This is a genomic window from Flavobacterium sp. DSP2-3-1 (genome assembly GCF_049896865.1).
Lineage (GTDB): Bacteria > Bacteroidota > Bacteroidia > Flavobacteriales > Flavobacteriaceae > Flavobacterium.
The window spans coordinates 38,636-61,450 of the sequence record NZ_JAFCVD010000010.1 but is presented as its reverse complement, the minus strand read 5'-3'; the positions used below and the strand labels follow the sequence as shown (position 1 = coordinate 61,450).

At 34.7% G+C, this 22,815-nt stretch carries 25 protein-coding genes and 2 pseudogenes; 10 read left to right on the top strand and 17 right to left on the bottom strand.

All coding sequences use genetic code 11. From position 1 onward, the window contains the following. The first annotated feature begins 3 nt into the window (after positions 1–3). The gene (locus tag ACP7AT_RS12250; RefSeq protein ID WP_426064600.1) at positions 4–711 is read left to right on the top strand and encodes a DUF4197 domain-containing protein; all 708 of its coding nucleotides are present in this window, start codon (positions 4–6) and stop codon (positions 709–711) included. 120 nt (positions 712–831) lie between these two features. Then, positions 832–1,686 carry a formyltetrahydrofolate deformylase gene (gene purU, locus ACP7AT_RS12245; RefSeq protein ID WP_426064599.1) on the top strand — a complete coding sequence of 285 codons (855 nt, stop codon included), beginning with the start codon at positions 832–834 and terminating at the stop codon, positions 1,684–1,686. 363 nt (positions 1,687–2,049) lie between these two features. On the opposite strand, the pseudogene ACP7AT_RS12240 reads toward purU, so the two are convergent. From ACP7AT_RS12240 to ACP7AT_RS12220, 5 genes and pseudogenes are all read right to left on the bottom strand, one after another. Then, a pseudogene (locus ACP7AT_RS12240) lies at positions 2,050–2,412 on the bottom strand (catalase). Positions 2,413–2,494: 82 nt separating this feature from the next. Beyond that, the gene (locus tag ACP7AT_RS12235) at positions 2,495–2,689 is read right to left on the bottom strand and encodes a catalase (RefSeq protein WP_426064598.1); all 195 of its coding nucleotides are present in this window, start codon (positions 2,687–2,689) and stop codon (positions 2,495–2,497) included. Positions 2,690–2,856: 167 nt separating this feature from the next. Beyond that, positions 2,857–2,931 (bottom strand): annotated as a pseudogene (locus ACP7AT_RS12230) (hypothetical protein); the annotation flags it as partial. 238 nt (positions 2,932–3,169) lie between these two features. Further along, positions 3,170–3,466 (bottom strand): DUF721 domain-containing protein, encoded by a 297-nt coding sequence (locus ACP7AT_RS12225; RefSeq protein ID WP_426064596.1) that lies wholly within the window; start codon positions 3,464–3,466, stop codon positions 3,170–3,172. Beyond that, entirely contained in the window at positions 3,447–3,887 is a 441-nt protein-coding gene (locus ACP7AT_RS12220; RefSeq protein WP_426064595.1) for a lipocalin family protein, read from the bottom strand. Before ACP7AT_RS12220 ends, ACP7AT_RS12225 begins: the two co-directional genes overlap by 20 nt. 241 nt (positions 3,888–4,128) lie before the next feature. Between ACP7AT_RS12220 and ACP7AT_RS12215 the strand changes: the two genes are divergently transcribed. Next, positions 4,129–5,205 carry a serine hydrolase domain-containing protein gene (locus tag ACP7AT_RS12215; protein WP_426064594.1) on the top strand — a complete coding sequence of 359 codons (1,077 nt, stop codon included), beginning with the start codon at positions 4,129–4,131 and terminating at the stop codon, positions 5,203–5,205. Positions 5,206–5,392: 187 nt separating this feature from the next. Here ACP7AT_RS12215 and ftsY read toward each other — a convergent pair whose 3' ends face one another. The 11 genes from ftsY to ACP7AT_RS12160 form a co-directional block, all read right to left on the bottom strand. After that, positions 5,393–6,373 carry a signal recognition particle-docking protein FtsY gene (gene ftsY / locus ACP7AT_RS12210; protein ID WP_426064592.1) on the bottom strand — a complete coding sequence of 327 codons (981 nt, stop codon included), beginning with the start codon at positions 6,371–6,373 and terminating at the stop codon, positions 5,393–5,395. 127 nt (positions 6,374–6,500) lie between these two features. Next, entirely contained in the window at positions 6,501–6,653 is a 153-nt protein-coding gene (locus ACP7AT_RS12205; protein ID WP_091205215.1) for a DUF4295 domain-containing protein, read from the bottom strand. 76 nt (positions 6,654–6,729) lie between these two features. Beyond that, the gene (rpmG, locus tag ACP7AT_RS12200) at positions 6,730–6,912 is read right to left on the bottom strand and encodes a 50S ribosomal protein L33 (RefSeq protein ID WP_017495179.1); all 183 of its coding nucleotides are present in this window, start codon (positions 6,910–6,912) and stop codon (positions 6,730–6,732) included. 27 nt (positions 6,913–6,939) lie between these two features. After that, positions 6,940–7,176: a 50S ribosomal protein L28 gene (rpmB, locus tag ACP7AT_RS12195; RefSeq protein ID WP_024980263.1), complete on the bottom strand. Its 237-nt coding sequence runs from the start codon at positions 7,174–7,176 to the stop codon at positions 6,940–6,942. A 72-nt stretch (positions 7,177–7,248) separates the two neighbouring features. Continuing rightward, positions 7,249–8,502: a CinA family nicotinamide mononucleotide deamidase-related protein gene (locus tag ACP7AT_RS12190; RefSeq protein ID WP_426064590.1), complete on the bottom strand. Its 1,254-nt coding sequence runs from the start codon at positions 8,500–8,502 to the stop codon at positions 7,249–7,251. A gap of 47 nt (positions 8,503–8,549) precedes the next feature. Continuing rightward, positions 8,550–9,245 (bottom strand): hypothetical protein, encoded by a 696-nt coding sequence (locus tag ACP7AT_RS12185; RefSeq protein WP_426064589.1) that lies wholly within the window; start codon positions 9,243–9,245, stop codon positions 8,550–8,552. 175 nt (positions 9,246–9,420) lie between these two features. Continuing rightward, positions 9,421–9,765, bottom strand: coding sequence for an Hpt domain-containing protein (locus tag ACP7AT_RS12180; protein WP_426064588.1), 345 nt, complete (start codon positions 9,763–9,765; stop codon positions 9,421–9,423). Beyond that, a complete protein-coding gene (locus ACP7AT_RS12175) occupies positions 9,765–10,376 on the bottom strand; it encodes a fumarylacetoacetate hydrolase family protein (RefSeq protein WP_426064587.1) in 612 nt (203 codons plus the stop codon). Before ACP7AT_RS12175 ends, ACP7AT_RS12180 begins: the two co-directional genes overlap by 1 nt. 44 nt (positions 10,377–10,420) lie before the next feature. Then, the gene (locus ACP7AT_RS12170; RefSeq protein ID WP_426064585.1) at positions 10,421–11,197 is read right to left on the bottom strand and encodes an exonuclease domain-containing protein; all 777 of its coding nucleotides are present in this window, start codon (positions 11,195–11,197) and stop codon (positions 10,421–10,423) included. Positions 11,198–11,342: 145 nt separating this feature from the next. Further along, positions 11,343–12,641: a dihydrolipoamide acetyltransferase family protein gene (locus ACP7AT_RS12165; RefSeq protein WP_426064583.1), complete on the bottom strand. Its 1,299-nt coding sequence runs from the start codon at positions 12,639–12,641 to the stop codon at positions 11,343–11,345. Between the two features lie 84 nt (positions 12,642–12,725). Continuing rightward, positions 12,726–13,925, bottom strand: coding sequence for a glycosyltransferase family 2 protein (locus ACP7AT_RS12160; RefSeq protein ID WP_426064581.1), 1,200 nt, complete (start codon positions 13,923–13,925; stop codon positions 12,726–12,728). A gap of 248 nt (positions 13,926–14,173) precedes the next feature. Between ACP7AT_RS12160 and ACP7AT_RS12155 the strand changes: the two genes are divergently transcribed. The 6 genes from ACP7AT_RS12155 to ACP7AT_RS12130 all read left to right on the top strand — a co-directional run bounded on the left by ACP7AT_RS12155 (position 14,174) and on the right by ACP7AT_RS12130 (position 20,145). Continuing rightward, the gene (locus ACP7AT_RS12155) at positions 14,174–15,142 is read left to right on the top strand and encodes a T9SS C-terminal target domain-containing protein (protein WP_426064579.1); all 969 of its coding nucleotides are present in this window, start codon (positions 14,174–14,176) and stop codon (positions 15,140–15,142) included. A gap of 80 nt (positions 15,143–15,222) precedes the next feature. Then, the gene (locus ACP7AT_RS12150) at positions 15,223–17,085 is read left to right on the top strand and encodes an ABC-F family ATP-binding cassette domain-containing protein (RefSeq protein ID WP_426064578.1); all 1,863 of its coding nucleotides are present in this window, start codon (positions 15,223–15,225) and stop codon (positions 17,083–17,085) included. Positions 17,086–17,268: 183 nt separating this feature from the next. Next, a complete protein-coding gene (locus tag ACP7AT_RS12145) occupies positions 17,269–18,840 on the top strand; it encodes a carboxypeptidase-like regulatory domain-containing protein (protein ID WP_426064577.1) in 1,572 nt (523 codons plus the stop codon). A gap of 80 nt (positions 18,841–18,920) precedes the next feature. Then, a complete protein-coding gene (locus ACP7AT_RS12140) occupies positions 18,921–19,373 on the top strand; it encodes a Gmad2 immunoglobulin-like domain-containing protein (RefSeq protein WP_426064576.1) in 453 nt (150 codons plus the stop codon). 165 nt (positions 19,374–19,538) lie between these two features. After that, on the top strand, positions 19,539–19,841 hold the full coding sequence (locus ACP7AT_RS12135; RefSeq protein ID WP_426064575.1) for a nucleotidyltransferase family protein: 303 nt from the start codon (positions 19,539–19,541) through the stop codon (positions 19,839–19,841). After that, positions 19,831–20,145 carry a DUF86 domain-containing protein gene (locus ACP7AT_RS12130; protein ID WP_426064574.1) on the top strand — a complete coding sequence of 105 codons (315 nt, stop codon included), beginning with the start codon at positions 19,831–19,833 and terminating at the stop codon, positions 20,143–20,145. Before ACP7AT_RS12135 ends, ACP7AT_RS12130 begins: the two co-directional genes overlap by 11 nt. 107 nt (positions 20,146–20,252) lie before the next feature. Here ACP7AT_RS12130 and ACP7AT_RS12125 read toward each other — a convergent pair whose 3' ends face one another. After that, positions 20,253–21,800, bottom strand: coding sequence for an SDR family NAD(P)-dependent oxidoreductase (locus tag ACP7AT_RS12125; protein ID WP_426064573.1), 1,548 nt, complete (start codon positions 21,798–21,800; stop codon positions 20,253–20,255). A gap of 174 nt (positions 21,801–21,974) precedes the next feature. Here ACP7AT_RS12125 and ACP7AT_RS12120 point away from each other — a divergent pair, with 174 nt between their 5' ends. Continuing rightward, positions 21,975–22,799 (top strand): O-methyltransferase, encoded by an 825-nt coding sequence (locus tag ACP7AT_RS12120; RefSeq protein WP_426064572.1) that lies wholly within the window; start codon positions 21,975–21,977, stop codon positions 22,797–22,799. Positions 22,800–22,815 lie beyond the last annotated feature (16 nt).

Sequence of the window (22,815 nt, the reverse complement as noted above, 5' to 3'; positions counted from 1 at the left end):
ACGATGAAGAAAATTTTAATTTTAGCGGTAGCAATTTCGCTTTCGAGTTGTGCCGAAATGCAACAAGTTTTGAATCAATTCCCCCAAACACAAGGAATTGGTGGTGTTGATATTGCTGGCGGTTTAAAAGAAGCCCTTAATAATGGGATTTCGAAACAAGTCACCAAATTGACTACCACCGATGGTTTTTACAGAAATGAAGCCGTGAAAATTTTATTGCCGGAAGAATTGAGAAAAGTAGACGCGGGTTTGAGAAGAATTGGATTGAGCTCTCTGGCTGATGAAGGTTTGAAAGTATTGAATCGTGCTGCTGAAGATGCGGTGAAGGAAGCGACTCCAATATTTGTAGACGCCGTAAGAAACATGACTTTTATGGATGCCAGATCAATTTTGATGGGAAATGAAAGTTCGGCCACCTATTATTTACAAAACAGCACTTCGACTGCTTTGTACGGAAAATTTAATCCCGTGATTAAAAATTCGTTCACTAAAGTAGGTGCCGATAAAGTTTGGACCAACATTATTACAAAATACAACAGCATTCCTTTAGTGAATAAAGTGAATCCTGACTTGACGGATTATGTGACCAATCAAGCATTGAATGGTGTTTTTAAGATGGTTGCCGTTGAGGAGAAAAACATAAGAACCAATATAGTGTCAAGAACATCTGTTTTATTGCAGAAAGTTTTTGCAATGCAGGACAACAAATAGATTGAAATTTGGTTGTTTTCATAACATAAAACAGCCAAATCAAACTTTTTTACAAAACAAATACGTTTAATTTTGAAAAGCGCTACTTATTACTAAGAACTAAGCTGAAAAAGACGTCTTATGCAGAAAATTACTATCCTAATTCATTGCGAAGATCAAAAAGCAATTATTGCCTCCATTACAAATTATATTTCCGCTATTGATGGAAATATTACGTATTTAGATCAACATGTTGATGCCGATGAAAATGTATTTTTCATGCGCTTAGAATGCGAATTCAACGCCAAAAATTGGAATATTGAAGCTATTAAAACTGATTTTCAAGTTAAGTTAGCTTCTCCTTTCAATATGTCGTGGGAAATGTATACTCAAGAAGAAAAACCAAAAATGGCTTTGTTTGTTTCCAAATACGAGCATTGTCTGTATGATATTTTAGGACGCTACAGTGCTGGTGAACTGGCTCTTGAAATTCCTTTGATCATCGGCAACCATGAAGATTTAAGATCAGTGGCGGAACGTTTTTCAATTCCGTTTCATTATGTTCCTTTCACTAAAGAGATAAAAGCCGAAGGGGAACAAAAACAGCTGGATTTACTGAAGCAGTATAATGTTGACTTCATTGTTTTGGCACGCTACATGCAAATTATAACGCCCAATTTGATTGCGCAATACAAGAATCAAATTATCAATATTCATCATTCTTTTCTCCCTGCATTTCCGGGAGCAAAACCCTATCATTCGGCTTTTAAACGCGGTGTAAAAATCATTGGCGCTACCAGTCATTATGTAACCGAAGGATTGGATGAAGGTCCAATTATCGAGCAAGATATTTCCCGAGTTTCACACAGTCATTCTATAGAAGATTTTATTATGAAAGGGCGCGATCTGGAACGCATGGTTTTAGCGCGGGCTATAAAACTGCATGCTGAGAGAAAAACAATGGTTTATAATAATAAAACGGTGGTATTTTTATAAATCTTCTTCCTTGCCGAAACTTTATGACTCTCCAAAGGAGAGAGAGCCATAATCGATGACTAAAACTAAAAAAATGCTCAGTTTGCTGCGCATTTTTTATTTAAATTCGACAACATTTTTATCTTTCTAGCAAGTCAACATCAACGTCTATCCGGTAGCTATACGAGCACCAAAACGTCTGTCTACTCGACACCGATGACTCAATTGACAGTTTACTATTTTGTCTTTTTTAAAACCATCAATGCCAGACATGTGAGCAATACTATTGTGTATCGTATTTTGTTGTTAATCCGGAGTCATGATTTTAAATAAATTTCCACGTTGCGTTCAATGATCATTCTCTCCTTCGCAATTTCTGTCGTACTAACCCGCAAAATCACTAAAAATTTCCATTGGCGGTTCTTTATATGCGAGGTCAATTTCCATAGCATCAAAACTTTTTGGAAAATAATTCGGATTACTGCCGCCATTCTCATCCACTCTCATTTGTCGATCCAGCTGGTAATTATGGCTGGCAACTGGACAACGATTTACCGCAATTTGCTCATAATTAGTTGCCAAACGATGGCGTTGCGAATCAGGATATTACAACAATTTACCCTGCAACATTTTATCATCTGGGTATCCACTTCCGTCAACCACCTGCGCCATTGCAAATGCAACGTGCTCAATATCCTCAAAATAATAGGGTGGATTTTGATTTAACTCTAAAAAACCAACGTTAATCTAATGAAAATCGTCTTGAGGCCACATTATCGTTGCATCAAATGGATTTAAATAATAGTTTGGGAATTCGTCCGTTCTTCGGTCAGGATTTGAATCTGCAAGTTTCCTTTTGGAAAATTTCTCGCCACAATATTCTCAAAAAAAAATCGCGCTGTACTAAATTCATATCATGCGATTTCATTTTGGCCGTTTCTTCAATGATAAAATTCCTAATTCCTTTTGCGCTAATAAAATGAAATTTAGAGTAAGTTCGATTATCCACTGCATTAATTATCATAAAAGTATTAACCTACAAGCCGTTCATGTCACTGTATCCATAAGGTGTTCTTATGTCCTAAATTGAAATTAACACCCGACGCTAACTCTCCTGATTTAACAACCAGCAATCTCACAGTATCGTTAACGATTTTATACTAGTATGCGGATCTTGTTTTTAGTTATAAATTAAATCGCAAAATTTTTAAGATTTTTGACAAAGAAAACCCGTATACTATTGCCTACGCAATCCCAATTGCCATCTTCTGTGTAAAACTATATGGCGAAATCCCATAAACCTCTTTTCGTTTCCGGTAAATCTCTTTTGCGTCACAGCAGAAATACTTCACCAAAAATTTAAATAATTTTCACAAATTAAACATTTAATAATATTTTAAACCTGCTTCGTTATTTATGCTAAGTAATAAATTATACTGGCAGTATCTTTTTTACTTACTAATGAACACTGAACACCAAAAACTAAAAACGGAACACTTATACACTATCTCAAAACCACATCTTTCACCACATCACGTCCTAATTCCTCATTAATCATAGCGACAATTTTGGACTTTCCGTGGCTTAATTCTTCCCTTAAAACAGACGAGGTTAACTCGACATACAAAGTACTTCCTTTCAAAACTACATTATTAGTATAACTATTGACACCATTGCCCATTAGGTTTTTCCAGGCGTCTTTGACATCAATTTGATCCATTCCGGGTTGCAGTTTATTGACTTGAATAATTTGTTTCAAAACATCCCCTATCGTACTCTGATTATTTAATCGTTTTGCCATCGCCCAGTAAATTTATCGGTGTTGCTTTTTTGTAATGATACTCTATTTTTTCCTTATTCAACAGCACTAATTCTTCCGCTGACAAAGCAATCAATTCTTCACTCCATTTCATGTACGGTGTCGAATAATCCAAGAATACTTTTCCTCCATCAAATCGCACCGTTACGTTTTCATAAGCATCATTCACTAAAAAAGTCCCGTCCAATTGCGGCATTACTTTCTTCCGAATCCCTTTATTTTTATCTATTTCAAAATAATCATATACTTCATTCATCTTGTATTCCTTATCCTTTATGGAATCAAAAACAACCTTTTCAACCTCCCAATATCCGTTTATTTTTGAAATGTCTTCTGGTTTTATCTTTTGCTGACAAGCCACAAAAAGAAATGCTATCAAAAGAATGCTGTAAGTTTTGTTCATATAATTATTATTTTTTAGGAGCTGTTTCCTGCTTTCCGCTTCAATCTTTGTATCCGCAAAAAAAGCGGCTAAAAAGAATTTCCGCTTCAATCAGGGCTAGATAATTTGAGGAAACAACAACTTTATTTTATACTACAAAGTTACTCTTATTAAATTCAAAGAAAACAAAATTAGCAGAAACACATTAAACTATTTTCTATATTTTTGGTCTTAACCAAATTAGAAATAAATCAGCAGCAAGATGTCAAAAATAATTTACAGTTTCCTCATCGTACTATTTTGTAGTAGCTGCAGTTCCGATACTGCTGTACCAAATCCAACACCTACACCTGCAGAAACGCTCTATTTCCCACCTTTAACAAACACAACTTGGGAAACAAAATCAATAGCGAGTTTAGGTTGGAAACAAATTGCCGTGAAACCGTTATTGGATTATTTAGAACTCAAAAATTCAAAATCTTTCATCATTCTTGTCAACGGTAGAATCGTAATGGAACAGTATTTCAACGGTCATGATGCCAATGCTTTTTGGTATTGGGCTAGCGCTGGAAAAACGCTGACAGCAACTGTAACAGGAATTGCTCAACAAGAAAACCTGATCAATATCAATACTAAAGTTTCGCAATATATAGGAACTGGTTGGACGAGTTTGCCTTTAGCCAAAGAAAATTTGATTACAAACAGACATTTACTCACTATGACTTCCGGATTAGATGACAGCACGGATGACGTTAATCCAGCAAACCTAAAATATAAAGCCGATGCAGGAACACGTTGGGCGTATCATAATGTATATGTAAAATTACAGGATGTGATTGCTCAAGCCAGCGGTCAAACTTGGAATACCTATTTCAATACCAAATTAAAAGATAAAATAGGAATGGAAGGCGCATGGTTTCAAGTCGGGAATAATTCCGTTTATGGAAGTAATACTCGATCCATGGCACGCTTCGGCTTGTTAATCTGTAACAAAGGGAAATGGGAAAGCAATAAGATATTGAATGAGAATTATATCAATGAAGCTATAAACACTTCACAAACGATAAATCTGGGATACGGCTATTTATGGTGGCTGAATGGAAAAACAAGTTATTATTTACCGCAAAGCCAACTGCAATTCAATGGCAGTTTAATACCAACAGCTCCAGCAGATATGTTTATGGCACTGGGGAAATACGATCAAAAAATCTATATTATTCCAAGCAAAAAAATGGTCGTTATCAGAATGGGAGATGTTGCAAATCCAAATAATCCAACTTTTGCTTTATCCGATTTTGATGAAATTTTGTGGCAAAAAATTAGTGCTTTATACCAATAAACTTACTTAGTTTTCAAACGTTTCATAAAACCTAAAACAAAGAAAATCAAACCAATTATTAGTAAAAAATAATAGAAACCAACACTTTTGTCTCGAATAAGGTTGGCCAAAATAAAAGAAACAATACTTATAAAATAAAAATAAATTAGGTTACTATTTTTGACAGAAGAAAAATTCATTCCTATTATTATTTAAAAAAACTATCTACAAACTCGTATTTATTGAAAACCTGAAGATCCTCAACTCCTTCTCCTACACCAATATACTTTACAGGAATTTGAAACTGATCCGAAATTCCAATTACCACGCCACCTTTTGCGGTTCCGTCTAATTTAGTAACTGCTAAACAAGTAACTTCTGTAGCAGCTGTAAATTGTTTTGCTTGTTCAAAAGCATTCTGACCGGTTGATCCATCCAAAACTAATAATACATCATGTGGCGCATCACCAACAATTTTTTGCATCACTCGTTTTACTTTGGTCAATTCGTTCATTAAATTAATTTTATTGTGTAAACGTCCCGCAGTATCGATAATTACGATATCCGCATTTTGTGCCACTGCTGATTGTAAGGTATCAAAAGCTACCGAAGCCGGATCACTTCCCATATCTTGACGAACAATAGGAACGCCTACTCGATCCGCCCAAATCTGCAATTGATCGATGGCAGCGGCCCGAAAAGTATCGGCAGCACCAAGAACCACATTATAACCTGCTTTTTTAAATTGATAGGCTAATTTACCAATGGTAGTTGTTTTTCCAACACCATTAACACCAACTACCATTAAAACATAAGGCTTAGTCTGAATTGGAATTACAAATTCCGTTGCTTCGCCAGAATTGGTTTCGGATAACAAAGCCGCAATCTCTTCCCTAAGAATTTGATTAAGTTCTTCTATACCAAGATATTTATCCGAAGCGACGCGACTTTCAATTCTAGTGATTATTTTCAATGTAGTATTTACGCCAACATCTGAGGCCACAAGGATTTCCTCTAAATTATCTAAGACTTCATCATCTACTTTTGACTTTCCGGCAACCGCTTTAGTTAACTTCGAAAAGAAATTTGTTTTTGATTTTTCAAGACCTTTGTCTAATGTTTGCTTCGCCTGTTCGCTTAGGCTCGGGTCTTTTTTCTCTGATGAAAATATTCTTTTGAAAAAACTCATTGTATAAATAGTATTAAGAATAAAGTATTTAAGTCCAAAGAACTTATACGCTTTCTGCCAGTAAATATAGAAAATAAAAAAGCTACTTTCGAATGAAAGTAGCTTTTCTATATAATATGAATGTTGATTATTTCTTTTTCAAGAATTCATCCACTGATTCAGGAGTCATAATAGATTCTACGAATGTATATGCACCTGTTTTTGGAGATTTCACCATTTTGATGGCTTTAGATAATCTCTTAGAAGATGTTTGTAACGATGCTACGGTTTTCTTTGCCATGATTCAAATGTTATTTAAATTTAAATAAAATCTTCAAATGCTGATCATTTGAGACTTTTATTAAAATCTCTAATTATTACTTAATTTCTTTGTGAACAGTTACACGTTTCAAGATTGGATTAAATTTTTTAATCTCTAATCTGTCCGGAGTATTCTTTTTGTTCTTCGTTGTTATGTATCTTGAAGTTCCTGCAACACCTGAAGTCTTGTGCTCAGTACATTCTAAAATTACCTGGATTCTATTACCTTTCTTTGCCATCTTGCTATTTTTTTATTTTGGAAGGGATTATTTGATAAATCCTTCTGACTGTGCTTTTTTCAAAACCGCAGCGATTCCATTTTTATTAATTGTTTTTATCGTAGATGCAGCTACTCTTAGAGTAATCCATCTATCTTCTTCTGGAAGATAAAAACGCTTTTTAACTAAGTTTACAGAAAATTTTCTCTTAGTTTTGTTCATAGCGTGAGAAACGTTATTTCCTACCATCGCTCTTTTACCTGTAAGGTCACAAACTCTTGACATTATACTTATCTTTTATCGTTATTCAAAATCAGGGTGCAAAGAAAAGAAAAATAAACCTATTAACCAACAATATTATCGTACATTTTTTAAAATTTCTTTCTGTAAAAGTTCCAAACTTTTATTTACCGCTCTATCTATCACTTTTTCACGGGGTTGACCAAAATTAAATTCTTCAACAATTATTTCATTTGGAGTAGCCAATGCAATAAAAACTGTTCCAATTTCTGCATTTGATTCCCCTTTTGATGGTCCGGCATTTCCTGTTGTCGCAATTGCATAATCTGTTTTCATCATCGTTTTCACATTCAAAGCCATCGCTGAAACTACTTCTCGGCTCACGACAGAATATTCTGTTATCAAGCTTTCATCAATACCCAAAACATCAATTTTTACCTCTGTTGCATAGGAAATCACACTTCCTTTAAAATATTTTGAAGAACCTGAAACTGATGTTAAAACTTCCGCAATCTTACCTCCCGTACAACTTTCTGCAGTAGAAATAGTTTTGTTTTGTTTTCCCAGCAACCTTCCTACAACCACTTCGATAGTTTCATCTTCATCAAAACCCACAATGATATCATGTATGATTGCATCCAGTAATTTTACATTTTCTTCAATCGAAGCTTCTAGTTTTTCTTTATCGATGCCTCGCGCGGAAAGCCTTAAACGAACTCTCCCTGGTGCGGGCAAGTAAGCCAATTTAATGAATTCAGGAAGGTTATTTTCCCATTCCTCTATACGTTCCGCCACCAAACTTTCGCCCTGTCCGTATGTGAGAATTGTTTTATGGATAATATAAGGACGTTTGTATTCCCGAATTACTTTTGGGATGATTTCATTTTCTACTAAATATTTCATTTCATAAGGAACTCCGGGAAGCGAAATAAAAACGGTATTTTCCTTTTTCATCCACATTCCTGGCGCGGTACCCACCTGATTGTGAAGAACTGTACATTTTGACGGAACTAATGCCTGATCTCTATTGATTTGCGATGCTGTTCTGTTCATCACACGCTCAATAAGCTCAATTACATGATTTTCGACCGCTTTATCAATGATTAATTCGTCTTCAAAATAATCACAGAAAGTTTTCTTAGTCACATCATCTTTTGTTGGTCCTAAACCGCCCGTAATAATCACTAAATCTACTTTGTTTTGAAGCGAGGCAAACGTATCTAAAATGTGTTTTTTATCATCACTGATCGAAATCATTTCGTTGATTTCAACACCAATTTTATCCAACGACTTGGCAATAAAACCAGAATTCGTATCGACAATTTGACCTATTAAAATTTCGTCACCTATGGTAACTATAGTTGCTTTCATTTTTAAATTAGAATTTGAAATTTAATTTTTACCTAAAAAATTAACACTTAATACTTGCTAACTTTAGGATTTGTATAATCACATTCTGTAGGGATTTGTAAAAATTTTTTAATTTTCACAAATTGCAATAGTTTATAAATAAACTCATAATGTTTTTCATCATAAGTTAAGGAGAAAATTTCTTTTGCAATCCCATTGGGTCTATTTTTACTGGTTACAGCAAAATCGAAAATACTTGAAAACATCATTAGAGGCGGATGAAATTCTGTATTATTCTCTACTATATAATGTAAAATTCCACGATTATACTTTCTCGCTTCTTTAATTTTATTATACTTCATCGCATAATTTTTATAAGAAACACCATCAATTAGTGTATCCTTTTCATTCACAAAATCAAACCTAGTAGAATCGTACTTATTTTTCTCTTTTTGATAAGAAACACTTTCACAAGTCAACGATATAGTTTCTGCTTTAAAAAAATCACTTTTACCAATTCTCGAAATACTACGAATGCCTTTTTCATCTTTAAAATCCATTCTGAAATTTAAATTATCCTCTTCGTTGACATATACACTATAACTTTCGTCTTGAGAATTAGTTAAAAGGTATAGTTTCTCAATTTTTGAGGTTTCATTTTTCTGGAAATTATATTCAATCATGAAATCAAAAGAATACGTTTTTTGAGCGTAGCTATTATAAAAACATAATAACAAAAGCAGTAGTATTATTTTGTATTTCATATTTGTCTTTTATACCAAAAAACAATTCTATGGTAGTTTTTAAAAATACGCAATAGTTAAATGAACGTATTCATTTGTAGTTTGCGTGAGGGATAGTAGTGAAAATCCTCCCGTTTTTCCGGGAGATTGCAATGGATAGCCCGACCCGCTTTTTTCAGCGGGTCACGCACAAATTTTACAAATTAAAGTCTTTTTTAATTTCTTTGATAGCGTCGTTGACTTGATTTTTTACGCTCTTAAAAGTTTCTTTTATATCTTTCTTTTTACCTTCGGCTTTGGTCCAGGCTTCGACTTGAAGGATCTCTTCAAAAGCCACGTTTAAGCCCATCAAATCTAAGGTTGGTTTTATCTTGTGCGCAAAAGCATAAGCATGGTTGTAGTCTTTCTTTTTAATTCCCTCTTTTATTTGTTGTAAATCATCCGGAACTTCGGTAACAAATAAAGTCAAAATTTCATTTACAAATTCAGGATCGTTGTCTGAAAGTGCGTACACTTTTGACAGGTTGTAATTTATAGCCATTATTTTACTTGTATTCTAAATAGTTGTTGTCCTTCTAAAAATCCTTCTAAAACGTCATCTGGCTTAACAGCAGCGACTCCTTCCGGGGTTCCTGTAAAAATAATATCGCCAATTTTTAACGTAAAAAACTGAGAAACATATGAAATCAGTTCGTCAATTTTCCACAGCATAAAACTAGAATTGCTTATTTGTACTGTCTTATTATTGTTGGTTAATTCAAAAGTAATATTTTCTAATGAACTAAATTGATTTTTTGGCAAAAATTCACCTAGGACCGCAGAGCCGTCAAACGCTTTTGCTTTTTCCCAAGGCAACCCTTTTGCTTTTAATTTATCCTGTAAATCGCGAGCGGTAAAATCAATTCCCACACTGATTTCGTCATAATATTTATGAGCAAATTTAGGTTCGATGTATTTCCCCACTTTACTTATCTTGACAATAATTTCAATTTCATGGTGTACATCTTCCGAAAATTCCGGAATTACAAATGGGTGTTGTTTCAATAAAACCGCCGAATCTGGCTTCATGAAAACTACTGGTTCCGTTGGTCTTTCGTTATGCAATTCCTCTATGTGATTGGTATAATTTCTACCGATGCAGATTATTTTCATTTCTTATTAATTAAAAAAAATTTAATGATTGAAAGATTCAAAAATTAGCTTAATTTATTATTTAATTTTCGAAGTTTGATTGCCGTTAAAACTTTTTTGGTGTACAAAGGAAAATCAGCATTTTGTATCCAACTGAAATAACCGGGTTCTGTTTCCAAAATTTTATCCACTTTTACTCCTTTGTGTTTTCCAAAAGTGAAGATTTCTTGATTGTCTTTGTCAAAAGCTATCATTCCAGCGAAATCAGCGATTTTCTTTCTTGTTGTAAACTCGGATAATGCTTTCATGTCATTTTCCAGTTCCGGATAACGATCCAATTGTGCTTTCAAAATTTCATAAGTGGCCATGGTATCCGCTTCTGCTGAATGTGCATTTTCAAGCGTTTTTCCGCAATAAAACTTGTGTGCTGCGCCCAATGTTCGTTCTTCCATTTTATGAAAAACAGTCTGAACATCAACTGAAACTCTGTTTTTCATGTCAAAATCTACTCCGGCACGTAACATTTCCTCTGCCAATAACGGAATATCAAAACGATCCGAATTAAATCCAGCTAAATCACTGTCTTTAATCATGTTGTAAACTTGCGCCGCCAATTCATTGAAAGTAGGCTCATTCGCTACTTTTTCATCGGTGATTCCATGAACCGCTGTTGTTTGCGGCGGAATTGGAATCGTTGGATTTACCAACCATGTTTTGCTTTCTTTGTTTCCATTTGGAAAAACTTTGAATATTGAGATTTCTACAATTCTATCTTTTCCGATGTCAATTCCTGTGGTTTCAAGGTCGAAAAAGCAAATTGGTTTATTGAGTTTAAGTTCCATTTTTAAATTTTGTGTGGCTACAAATATAGAAATTTGGGTTTAATTTTATTTAAAGTTCAACGTTTAAAGTTGCAAAAAACCTCAAAAAAAGAAAACCCGATTGATTTTTGAAAATCAATCGGGTTTTTATAGTAATTATAAACTTTTAAACATCTCTGTTAACATCAAAAGCTTCTAAGTATTCCGCTACTCTTTTCACAAAACTACCTCCTAAAGCTCCATCGACCACTCTATGATCATAGCTGTGCGATAAGAACATTTTCTGGCGAATCCCGATAAAATCTCCTTCAGGGGTTTCAATTACTGCCGGCATTTTACGAATTGCTCCAAGGGCTAAAATACCCACTTGCGGCTGATTCAAAATTGGCGTACCAAAAACACTTCCAAAAGTTCCCACATTGGTAACCGTATAAGTTCCGCCTTGAGTATCGTCCGGTTTTAGTTTTCCAGCTTTTGCACGACCTCCTAAATCGTTTACCGCTTTGGCCATTCCAACCAAATTCAGCTGATCGGCATTTTTAATAACAGGAACAATTAAGTTTCCGTTTGGTAACGAAGCCGCCATTCCTAGATTAATATTTTTCTTCTTGATAATGTAATCACCATCCACAGAAATATTCATTCCAGGATAATCTTTCAGCGCTTTCGCAACTGCTTCCATGAAAATTGGCGTATAGGTCAACTTCTCCCCTTCTCTTTTTTCGAACGCATTTTTATTTTTCTCTCTCCATTTCACAATATTCGTCACATCGACTTCGATAAACGACTGAACGTGAGCTGAAGTTTGTACCGAAGCGATCATGTAACCCGCAATAAGCTTGCGCATTCTGTCCATTTCTATAATTTCATCACCACCACTTACAGATACCGGAGCTGCTTTTTGAGCGACTGGAGCTGCAATTGGTTTTTGAACTGCAACGGGAGCCGAAACTACAGGTTGGCTCGTTCTATTTTTCACGTAATCTAAAATATCATTTTTAGTAACTCTTCCCTCTTTTCCTGTTCCAGAAATTGCTGCTAATTCTGCAACAGAAACCCCTTCTTCTTTGGCAATGTTTTTCACTAATGGCGATAAGAATTTTTCAGAATCAGAGAAATCTACCGGCGCTGCAACACTTTCTTTGCCGTCATCCACTGTTTTTGTCACTTCAGCAATAACGTCGGGAGCAACCGCTTCTTTTACAATAGATACTAATTCTCCACCTTCAATTTCAATAATTGCGATAGTCTGACCCACTTGAACCAAATCGTCTTTTCCGAACAATTGTTCTACCAAAATTCCCGAAACTTCGCTTGGCACTTCACTGTCCACTTTATCAGTAGCAATTTCAAGTACTGCTTCGTCAGCTTCAACTCTGTCTCCAACTTCTTTTAACCAGTTTGTAATAGTTGCTTCTGCAACGCTTTCTCCCATTTTTGGAAGTTTTAATTCAAATCTTGCCATATTGTTAACCTCAAAGGTGATATTGATTTTCAGTTTGCGAAATTACTAAATATTTCAAATATAAATTACATTAAATGCAATTTTTTACTCTATTTCTGTAATCTCACCTCTCTCGTTACTATTGTTACTTCCTATTAAAAAATTAGCGTTTTTTGGTATAATTTTAAATGTAAATCCTTTATTCCTTGAATATTCGAGAATTTCTATACACTTTTTGAAGGTTATATATTCGTTGTCCAAAATAACTTCTGCACCTACTTTGCTTTTAACAAAAGACGAAATTACCATTTTTTCTGTTTTTAAATCATGAAACTGGACTTTATTTTGTAAAACCCAACGCAGTTTTTCTACTAATTTTTCGTTCGCCGAATACAACAGATATGATTTTGGATTTGTTTTTATTCCGAAGTTTTGGAAAAGTTTTCCTTGAAACATCTTTACAAAAGAGAAAAATACAATTCCCGTCTTCATGAAAATTGAGAAAAACACCGATCCCGTCCCAAAACTTCGGGATCGAGAATTAAAATGCTTTTTGTAAAAGAAATTCATCGCTTCTTGGAAACGCTTCATGTACTTTTCGTCTTTTACCGTACTTTCTCCTTTGTAATGGATTACGGTCGTTTCATGAAAATAATAGTTTGACTTTCCTTTTTGCAAAATTCGATATGACAAATCAATATCGTCAGAATACATAAAACAGTCTTCATCAAATCCGCCCACGTCAAGATACAAATCTCTTTTCAAGAACATAAAAGCACCCACTAGAATGTCTGTTTTTCCTGTTTGGTTTTCGTTTAAATGTTTCGCATAATATTTTCCAAATGCTCCTGACTTTGTAAATAATTTATACAAACCCGTGATTTTAGTAAAAGCAACCCAAGGAGTAGGAACGCCACGCTTGCTTTCGGGCAGAAATTTTCCGGCTCCATCTATGAGTTTACAACCCACAATTCCTAAATCCGATTGTTGTTGGGCAAAAGCCAATACTTTCGTAAAGGTATCTTCAGCGACAACGGTATCCGGATTGAGAATGCAAATGTATTCGCCTTTAGCATGGGCTACGCCAATGTTATTTCCTTTCGGAAAACCTAGATTTTCTTTGTTTTGAATGAGTTTTACATTTGGAAAACGCTTTTCCATCATCGCACAACTATCATCGGAAGAATAATTATCGATTACAATAATTTCACCCTCAATGGTTTCTAAAGCACTTTGCACGCTTAATACGCATAGTTCGAGAAAATACCGAACATTGTAATTGAGGATGATGACGGATAGTTGCATTTTTCAAAGATATATTTTACGAGGCAAAGACACAGGTTAAAAGTTTAAAAAACATTAAAAAATATTTCTCCCTAGCCCCAACTGAAGTGAAAATTTTTAAAAAGAATTAACAAAGATTGCAACGAAAAGTGGAAACAATACCTGTGAATAAATCCAATCCCAATTCTTCGGGACAATCTAACCTTCTTTTATTCCTTAGAATCGATTACTTTTGGTGAATAGTAACGATTCGGTAATATTTTAATGCATTGAAAAAGATCTTCTTCATATTATTTCTGATTTCTATTATTCCCATAAAGGCTCAAATTTCGGGCTGCACGGATCCAATTTCCAAAAACTTTAATCCAGCTGCCATCGTTAATGATGGAAGTTGTGACTATGCTTCGGCAAGAATTAAACCAATATATTCGGTAAAATTAAATGCCATTCTCAAAGAAACTTCCAGTTTGACACAAAGTGATTCTCTTTTTTTAACCAATATCGATGACACCAACACGGCTCTTTATGCTATTAACATACAAGGTGTTATTAAAAATAAAATTGAATTAAAAAACGTAACCAATACCGACTGGGAAGAAATTACGCAAGACGCAAACTATTTTTACATTGGCGACTTTGGCAATAATGTCTCTGGAAACAGAAAGAATCTTCATATATTACGAGTTGAAAAACAGTCGCTTTTGCAGAACAATCAGAAAATCGACACGCTTTCGTTTTCATATTCCAATCAAATGGATTTTACCAAAACCAAGTCCAATACAACTAATTTTGATTGCGAAGCTTTTATTGTTTCCGGTGACAGTATTTACTTGTTTTCCAAAGAATGGAAACAAAAAAGAACTAGTGTTTATGTGATTCCAAAGCTTCCCGGTCAACATATTGCACAACTGAAAGAATCCTATAATGTAAAAGGATTAATTACCGCAGCAACCTATGTAGCTGAAAAAAAGCTGCTGGTGCTTACCGGCTACAGCAAGTCTTTATCGCCTTTTATCTATTTGTTTTACGATTACAATAATTCCAATTTCTTTTCAGGAAACAAGAGAAAAATCAAAATTGCGCTTCCGTTTCATCAGATGGAAGGCATCAGCACGCTAGATGGATTTAATTACTTTTTAACCAATGAAAATTTCGCCAGAAAACGAATCATTAATGTCCCTCAGCAGTTACATCAATTTGATTTAAGTGCTTTTTTAGCCAATTATCTACAACAATAATTGTTAATGAAAACTTAGATTCAACTAAACTATTGGCAAATCGGTATTTAATAGCTTACTTTTGCAAAAAATTTAGCCCTGTGAATTACCTTTCTGTAGAAAATATCTCGAAATCTTTTGGCGAACGTACGTTGTTTAAAGACATCTCGTTTGGAATTAACAAAGATCAAAAAATTGCTTTCATAGCCAAAAATGGTTCTGGAAAAACGACTATCATGAGTATTATTAATGGTCTTGAAGAATCAGATACCGGACAAGTTGTTTTAAGAAAAGGCATAAAAATGGCCTTCCTTTCGCAAAATAATAATTTGCAAGAAGAATTGACGATTGAAGAAAGCATTTTTGCTTCGGATAATGAGACTTTGAAAGTGATTGAAGCGTATGAAAAAGCATTAGAAAATCCAGAAGATGAAGAAGCTTACCAAAAAGCTTTTGACGGAATGGATCAGCATAACGCTTGGGATTTTGAAACGCAGTACAAGCAAATTTTGTTCAAACTGAAGTTGGAAAATTTTAAACTGAAAGTAAAAAATCTTTCAGGTGGACAGAAAAAAAGATTGTCACTGGCTATTATTTTGATCAATCGTCCTGACTTATTAATTTTGGATGAACCTACGAATCACTTGGATTTAGAGATGATCGAATGGTTGGAAAGTTATTTTACCAAAGAAAATATTACGTTGTTTATGGTGACGCACGACCGTTTCTTTCTGGAGCGTGTTTGTAATGAAATCATCGAACTGGACAACGGAAAATTATACCAATACAAAGGAAACTACTCCTATTACCTAGAGAAAAAAGAGGAACGCATTGCCTCCGAAAACTCGAGTGTGGATAAAGCGCAGAATCTTTTTGTGAAAGAACTGGAATGGATGCGCCGTCAGCCAAAAGCGAGAACAACCAAGTCAAAATCGCGTCAAGATGATTTTTATGACATTAAGGAAAAAGCACAAAGTCGCCGTCGTGAAAATAAAGTAGAACTGGAAATCAACATGGAACGCATGGGAAGCAAGATTATCGAGCTTCACAAAATTTCCAAAAAATTCAAGGATCATGTGATCATGGATAATTTCAGTTTTGATTTTCAACGTGGCGAACGCATCGGAATCATTGGGAAAAACGGAACAGGAAAATCGACTTTTTTAAATTTATTGACTGGAACTATTCCGCTTGATGGTGGAAAAGTGGTGATTGGCGAAACAATAAAAGTGGGGTACTACACACAAAGCGGAATCAACCCGAAACCCGGTCAGCGTGTGATTGATGTTATTAAGGAATATGGAGAATTTATTCCGTTGATGAAAGGGAAATTAATTTCTGCTTCGCAATTGTTAGAGCGTTTCTTATTTGATGCTAAAAAACAATATGATTTTGTCGATAGATTGAGCGGTGGAGAATTGAAACGTTTGTACTTGTGTACGGTTTTGATTCAGAATCCAAACTTCTTAATTCTGGATGAGCCTACGAATGATTTGGATATTGTGACGCTGAATGTTTTGGAAAGCTTCCTTTTGGATTTTCCAGGTTGTCTTTTAGTGGTTTCTCACGACCGCTATTTTATGGATAAAATTGTGGATCACTTATTCATTTTTAGAGGTGATGGTGTAGTGGAAAATTTTCCCGGCAACTATTCTGACTTCAGAGCCTACGAAGACAGTACTGATGTAGCTCAAAAAGAGGAAAACAAAGCCGAAAAGAAAGACTGGAAACAAAACAATCCAACTGGAAACCTGACGTTCAATGAGCAAAAAGAATTCCAGAAAACCGAGAAAGAAATCAAGGATTTAGAGCTTCAGAAAATAGCTATCGAACAATTATTCTCGGAAGGGAAAATTGGGGAAAGCGATATTGAGAAAAAAGGAAATGAATTGCAAAACCTAATCCAAAAGATGGAACTTAAAGAAGAGCGTTGGTTTGAATTAAGTGCCAAAATGGAAGGATAAAAAACTTATAATTGTATTCAATTATTGTAAAAACCCCATCCCAATTTACGTAATCGTAGCTTGTGGTGGGGTTTTTCGCATGAATATATTAACAGAAAATTAGCACAATTACACTACTTGAGTATTGAAATAACATATACATTTGACTATCAATTTCAATCAGCAAACTCATAATCAACTCAAATGAAAGTAAAATCTACAAACATACCCATTAAAAAAAAATCTAAATTCATACCATACCTGCTCTTGTTGAGTACGATTTTATTTTTTCATTATTCTTGGTCACAAAATATTTCAGTAAAAATAATTGATGCAACTACTAAAGAGCCCATACCCTACGCCACCATCAACATTGATAAAAAAGAACATTTGATCTCAAATGCCGAAGGTTTTTTTAACCTTGCTGAAACTGCAATTCAAGACGAAAATACACTAACCATTACCTATCTAGGCTACAAAAATCTTGAAGTTAAGGTAAGTCAATTATCAAAACTAGATTACATTATAGCACTCACTCCTACTATTTTTGAATTGGATGATGTACCAGTAAATGGTGAAAAACCTAATCCTTACGTTATCATGGCTGCGGTAAAGGCTAATCTTTCTATAAATTATAGCAATACCGATAATCCTACTAAAGACATGTTATTTGTGAGAAAATCAAATGCTACGTCTCCTAAAGAAGTTGTAGTTGATGTTAATCAGTCGACAGGTTTTTCAAAACAAGCGCTTAAGCAAGTCAATAGTGATGTTCAAAATTTTACCAATGCCTTGATTAAATCACCTCCTAAAGAGTACAAGGACATGTTGTGTAATTTGTATACTCATACCGTAAAAAAAGATAATAAATCATTTGAATCGCATAAAATTAACGTTCTAAAAGCAACTGTTCTCAAAAATGAAGGAAGTGCAACCTCATCAGAAGAGTTGAAAGAAATTGGTATAAAAACAATGTTAAAGCACTTAGATTCTACAAAGTATTACCGCATTAAAAGTGGACTCATCGGTTCTCGAGATACCATTTCTTTAAGAAAAGATTTCAATAAAAAGAAAACAAAATCTAAAACAGCAGATAAAAGCACTCTGTTAATATCCACCAAATACAATTTAACAGAATTCATACAAAAAAATAATTTAATCAATTCTTCCGAGCATGATTTTATAAACAATCCAGATTTGTACCGCTACAAATTTGAAGGAACTACTTTTACTGAGGATAACGATTATGCATTTGTACTTTCATTTTCACCAAAAAAAAGCAGAGCAAAATATACCGGTAAACTCTTTATCAATGAGTCTGATTATGCCGTTCTTAGAGCTGAATTCCAACTTGATGAAGGAGAAAAGCTAAACAATGTTAATTTAAAATGGCTCTTAGGCATTAAAGTAGCCCAAAATAACAACAAAGGAATTTTAATGTACCGAAAAAAATCAGACGAAAAGAACTATTACCTGCACTATGCCTCTGAAGAATTAGGTCAATATTTTTATGTAAACCGTCCTTTGAAATTTATTGAAATCACAAAAGAAGACAAAGATATTCTATCATTAGACATAAAATTTGAAGGAAACTCTACGACTAAAACCGAATTTTTAAATCTATCACATTCCCTTGTAACAGATACTGATGTTACGAAAGTTGTTGAAAATGAATTCAAACTGGTAGCCATAAAATCATACGATCCTAAAATATGGAAAGGATACCATGCTATTGAACCAGTAGCAGAATTAAAACGTTTTAAAGCTAAAGAATAATTCCTCTGCCCAATGTTTCTATACCAAATCTTCTTAAAACTAATTATTTAATTAAAAAAAAACATTATTCAATATAATTTATGAGATGGGCAATTTTAGTATCGACACTTTTTTTATTCGCATGCAATAACAAGGAAACTCAAGGCACCACAACTGCTAAGGATACCACAATGGAAATTCCTGAAACCACTACAGTAATAAAGGCTAAAAAGCCAGAAATTCTTTTGCCTAAGCAATATTCTAATGTACGCTTCAAAGAGGTAACTGTGGAACGGATAGACGAAAACAAATTCCGAGTACGCGGAAAAGGACAAATATTTGAGGCAAGCTTCAACTGGATTATTGAAGACGGACACGACGAGTTAGAGACGGGATTTCAGACGACTGATGCGGGAGCTCCCGAGTGGGGCAACTTTGATTTTACAATTGCTGTTCAGAAAAAACGAGAGAATTCTAAATTGACGCTGGTTTTGTTTGAATCAAGTGCTAAAGATGGTAGCCGTCAACATGAATTGCCGATTGCTCTTTTTTAAGTTGAGTTAGCGAAATACACAATATTTCTTGATTATGCTGCGCAAATGTCTCTGACTTTGCGCTCACAACATTGAACCATATAATAAATCAAATAGGAATTCACCTTTACAACAATTCCCGTAAATGAATTATTTTGCGTATTTTTGAATTAAACTATCTACACCATGAATCCAATAGAAAGCCATAACGCTGATATAACAAAATTATGCAAAACGCATAATGTTAAGTCATTGTATGCATTTGGTTCTGTTTTAACTGAAAAATTCAATCCGGATAGTGACATTGACTTAATCGTTGAATTTCAACCGCTAGATGTCTTAGATTATGCAGATAATTATTATGATTTGAAATTTTCATTAGAGACAATATTAAAAAGAGAAATTGATTTGCTTGAAGAAAAAGCAATAAAAAATCCTTATTTTAGAAAAACCATAAATCAAAATAAACAACTGATTTATGGACAATAATATTAAAACTTGGCTTTATGATATTTTAAGTTCCATTAATGAAATTGAAAGTTATTTTATTGACAGATCTAAAGAATTTAAAGTCTTTGAAAATGACATAAGAACAAAAAGAGCTGTCGAAAGGAATATTGAAATCATTGGTGAAGCAATGAACCGAATTTTAAAAGAAGATAGTGAAATAATTATTTCGAACTCCCGAAAAATAGTAGATGTTAGAAATAGAATAATTCACGGTTATGATTCGGTTTCGGATGACGTGATTTGGGGAATTGTAATCCGCCATTTACCCATTCTACAAAAATAGGTCGAAAAAATGCTGCGAGAATAGTAAAAAATGCTGACATTAACACATAAAAAAACCACAACAAATTTAATTCTGTTGTGGTTTTGTATTTTATAAACTTATCGCTTTTACCAAGGAATCGGATTGTAATCTTTCAAAAACTTCCCACACCAATGTTTTCCTGTGTTGATACCGTCAAACAACGGATCCATCACTCGTGCTGCTCCATCCACAATATCTAATGGCGGTTGAAAATCCTCTTCTTCCTGTTTTCTTTTGGCCAATTCTGCAGGATCTTCGTCGGTTACCCAACCGGTATCGACCGCATTCATAAAAATCCCGTCTTTTGCTAAAGTTCCCGAAGAAGTGTGGGTCAGCATATTCAAAGCTGCTTTTGCCATATTGGTATGCGGATGACGGTCTTCCTTGAAAAAGCGATGAAACTTCCCTTCCATTGCCGACACATTGATGATGTGTTTTTTTCCGGTGTTCTCTTTCTTCATTACTTCCGAAAGGCGGTTACATAATACAAAAGGCGCTACAGAATTTACCAGTTGCACTTCGATCATTTCAGTGGTTTCTATTTGTCCCAAACGTAAACGCCAGCTATTGGTTTTTCTCAAATCCACTTGTTGCAAATCGGCATCGAGTTCTCCTTCCGGAAAAACTTCATTCGCCACCAAGACATTATCAAACGAATACGGAATCTGGGATAATTTGGCGGAAGCCCGCAACCCAATTCCGGGTTCTGGTCCGTGCCAAGTCACGGGCATATTTTGATTGGAGGAAGCTCCTGAAGTCAATACTTTTAATTCATCCAGACAATTGGTATGATCTAGTAATAATTCTTGCGCCTGTTGCGGCAGAGAAGCAATGGAACGATCCTCGTTTTCCATTAAATGCGTATAAAATCCGGCGGGACGCCGCACGGTTTGCGCCGCATTATTAATTAAAATATCCAAACGCTCGTACTTTTGCTCTATAAAATTGCAAAAAATCTCCACACTGGGAATGTGTCGCAAATCCAATCCGTGAATTTTCAATCGATGTCCCCAATCGATAAAATCAGCTTCCCTAGAAAAACGCAAAGCGGAATCCACCGGAAAACGAGTCGTTGCAATAACTGTGGCTCCACCACGCAACAACATCAACGTAATGTGGTACCCAATTTTCAGACGAGAGCCTGTAATAACGGCGACCTGCCCTTTTACATCTGCGGTTTGAAAACGTTTGGCATAATTAAAATCACCACAATCTATACACATCGTATCGTAAAAATGGTGCATTTTAGTAAACTCCGTTTTACACACGTAACAGTTTCGTGACGTTTCCAGTTCCAATTGTTCTTTGTTTACAAGATCATTGTAAGCCAAAAGTTTTGGCGCCATAAAAACGCTTGCTTCACGGGCATACCGAATTCCGGTTTCCTTTCGGGCAGTTCGGTCTCGCTTTTCCATTTTGCGTTTGGCAGCCACTTTTCCGTCTTTTTTTCTCCGGGAAAGCTCGTCACGATCGGGTCTGGAAAACATTCCCGCCGCTTTGATTAAAGCGGTACGTTGTTCTTTTGGAATATCAAATATTTGGTCAGTATCGGTATTCAATTGTGCCAAAATAGCGATGCAACGGTCGATTTCTTCTATGCTTATGGCACTTTTATGCTCTATCTGTTCATTCATTATTATAAAAAATGGGTCTTATTTTTGTGCAAATTCAAGGGCGCAAATATATACCTTTTAAAGTCGTAAAGTTCTAAACTTATAAACTTGCAAATCCAAGCATTAAGATGTTGTTTCGTTTTTGACTTTCGACTATTATCTTACTATCTTCGCGCCTACTTTGCAGCTATCTTTATGTTATTCCAAATAAAATCGTATTTACAATTCCTTTGGCACTCAAAAAATGAGCATGCTGTACATTCTCCGTTCGTCTTTAATTTATTGACGAAATGTTTCTATGACAAAAAGACAAAACCGGAATATGCTGTTTTAAAAAAGTACCGAAACTCGCTTTTAGCAAACAACAATACGATTGAAGTCACTGATTTTGGGGCGGGTTCGAAAGTTTTCAAATCGAATATTAGAGTTATTTCCAAGATTGCCAAAACAGCAGGAATTTCTTCGAAGCGAGCCGAATTATTATTCAAAATCACCAATTATTTTCAGCCTTCAACTATTTTAGAAATTGGAACTTCATTAGGATTGGCTACTTCGGCGCTTTCTTTTGCGTCCCGAAGCGTTGTAAGAAAAGCAACAATAATCACTTTAGAAGGTTGTCCAGAAACTGCAAAAATTGCTCAATTACAATTCCAAAAATTCAATTGCAACAATGTAGAATCTATTGTAACTACGTTTAATTCTTATTTAGAGAAACGAAATTCATCACCAGAAACTACAACTGAACACTTCAAACTAAACACTGAACACTTTTCCTTAATTTATTTCGACGGAAATCACTCCAAGAAAGCGACTTTAGATTATTTCGAAGAATTACTTCCGACAATTACAAACGAAACTGTTTGGATATTCGATGATATTCATTGGTCGTCACAAATGGAAGAGGCGTGGGAAATCATAAAAAAACATCCCAAAGTGACGGTAACTATTGATACGTTTCAGTGGGGACTAGTGTTTTTTAGAAGAGAACAACCTAAGGAACATTTTATAATAAGAATTTAACGTAAAAAAAATGACA

Bases quoted from the DNA above. Each gene is read 5' to 3' on its own strand.
- ACP7AT_RS12250 (WP_426064600.1), top strand. From the start codon at position 4: ATGAAGAAAATTTTAATTTTAGCGGTAGCAATTTCGCTTTCGAGTTGT.
- purU (WP_426064599.1), top strand. From the start codon at position 832: ATGCAGAAAATTACTATCCTAATTCATTGCGAAGATCAAAAAGCAATT.
- ACP7AT_RS12235 (WP_426064598.1), bottom strand. From the start codon at position 2,689: ATGATAATTAATGCAGTGGATAATCGAACTTACTCTAAATTTCATTTT.
- ACP7AT_RS12225 (WP_426064596.1), bottom strand. From the start codon at position 3,466: ATGGCAAAACGATTAAATAATCAGAGTACGATAGGGGATGTTTTGAAA.
- ACP7AT_RS12220 (WP_426064595.1), bottom strand. From the start codon at position 3,887: ATGAACAAAACTTACAGCATTCTTTTGATAGCATTTCTTTTTGTGGCT.
- ACP7AT_RS12215 (WP_426064594.1), top strand. From the start codon at position 4,129: ATGTCAAAAATAATTTACAGTTTCCTCATCGTACTATTTTGTAGTAGC.
- ftsY (WP_426064592.1), bottom strand. From the start codon at position 6,373: ATGAGTTTTTTCAAAAGAATATTTTCATCAGAGAAAAAAGACCCGAGC.
- ACP7AT_RS12205 (WP_091205215.1), bottom strand. From the start codon at position 6,653: ATGGCAAAGAAAACCGTAGCATCGTTACAAACATCTTCTAAGAGATTA.
- rpmG (WP_017495179.1), bottom strand. From the start codon at position 6,912: ATGGCAAAGAAAGGTAATAGAATCCAGGTAATTTTAGAATGTACTGAG.
- rpmB (WP_024980263.1), bottom strand. From the start codon at position 7,176: ATGTCAAGAGTTTGTGACCTTACAGGTAAAAGAGCGATGGTAGGAAAT.
- ACP7AT_RS12190 (WP_426064590.1), bottom strand. From the start codon at position 8,502: ATGAAAGCAACTATAGTTACCATAGGTGACGAAATTTTAATAGGTCAA.
- ACP7AT_RS12185 (WP_426064589.1), bottom strand. From the start codon at position 9,245: ATGAAATACAAAATAATACTACTGCTTTTGTTATTATGTTTTTATAAT.
- ACP7AT_RS12180 (WP_426064588.1), bottom strand. From the start codon at position 9,765: ATGGCTATAAATTACAACCTGTCAAAAGTGTACGCACTTTCAGACAAC.
- ACP7AT_RS12175 (WP_426064587.1), bottom strand. From the start codon at position 10,376: ATGAAAATAATCTGCATCGGTAGAAATTATACCAATCACATAGAGGAA.
- ACP7AT_RS12170 (WP_426064585.1), bottom strand. From the start codon at position 11,197: ATGGAACTTAAACTCAATAAACCAATTTGCTTTTTCGACCTTGAAACC.
- ACP7AT_RS12165 (WP_426064583.1), bottom strand. From the start codon at position 12,641: ATGGCAAGATTTGAATTAAAACTTCCAAAAATGGGAGAAAGCGTTGCA.
- ACP7AT_RS12160 (WP_426064581.1), bottom strand. From the start codon at position 13,925: ATGCAACTATCCGTCATCATCCTCAATTACAATGTTCGGTATTTTCTC.
- ACP7AT_RS12145 (WP_426064577.1), top strand. From the start codon at position 17,269: ATGAAAGTAAAATCTACAAACATACCCATTAAAAAAAAATCTAAATTC.
- ACP7AT_RS12140 (WP_426064576.1), top strand. From the start codon at position 18,921: ATGAGATGGGCAATTTTAGTATCGACACTTTTTTTATTCGCATGCAAT.
- ACP7AT_RS12135 (WP_426064575.1), top strand. From the start codon at position 19,539: ATGAATCCAATAGAAAGCCATAACGCTGATATAACAAAATTATGCAAA.
- ACP7AT_RS12130 (WP_426064574.1), top strand. From the start codon at position 19,831: ATGGACAATAATATTAAAACTTGGCTTTATGATATTTTAAGTTCCATT.
- ACP7AT_RS12125 (WP_426064573.1), bottom strand. From the start codon at position 21,800: ATGAATGAACAGATAGAGCATAAAAGTGCCATAAGCATAGAAGAAATC.
- ACP7AT_RS12120 (WP_426064572.1), top strand. From the start codon at position 21,975: ATGTTATTCCAAATAAAATCGTATTTACAATTCCTTTGGCACTCAAAA.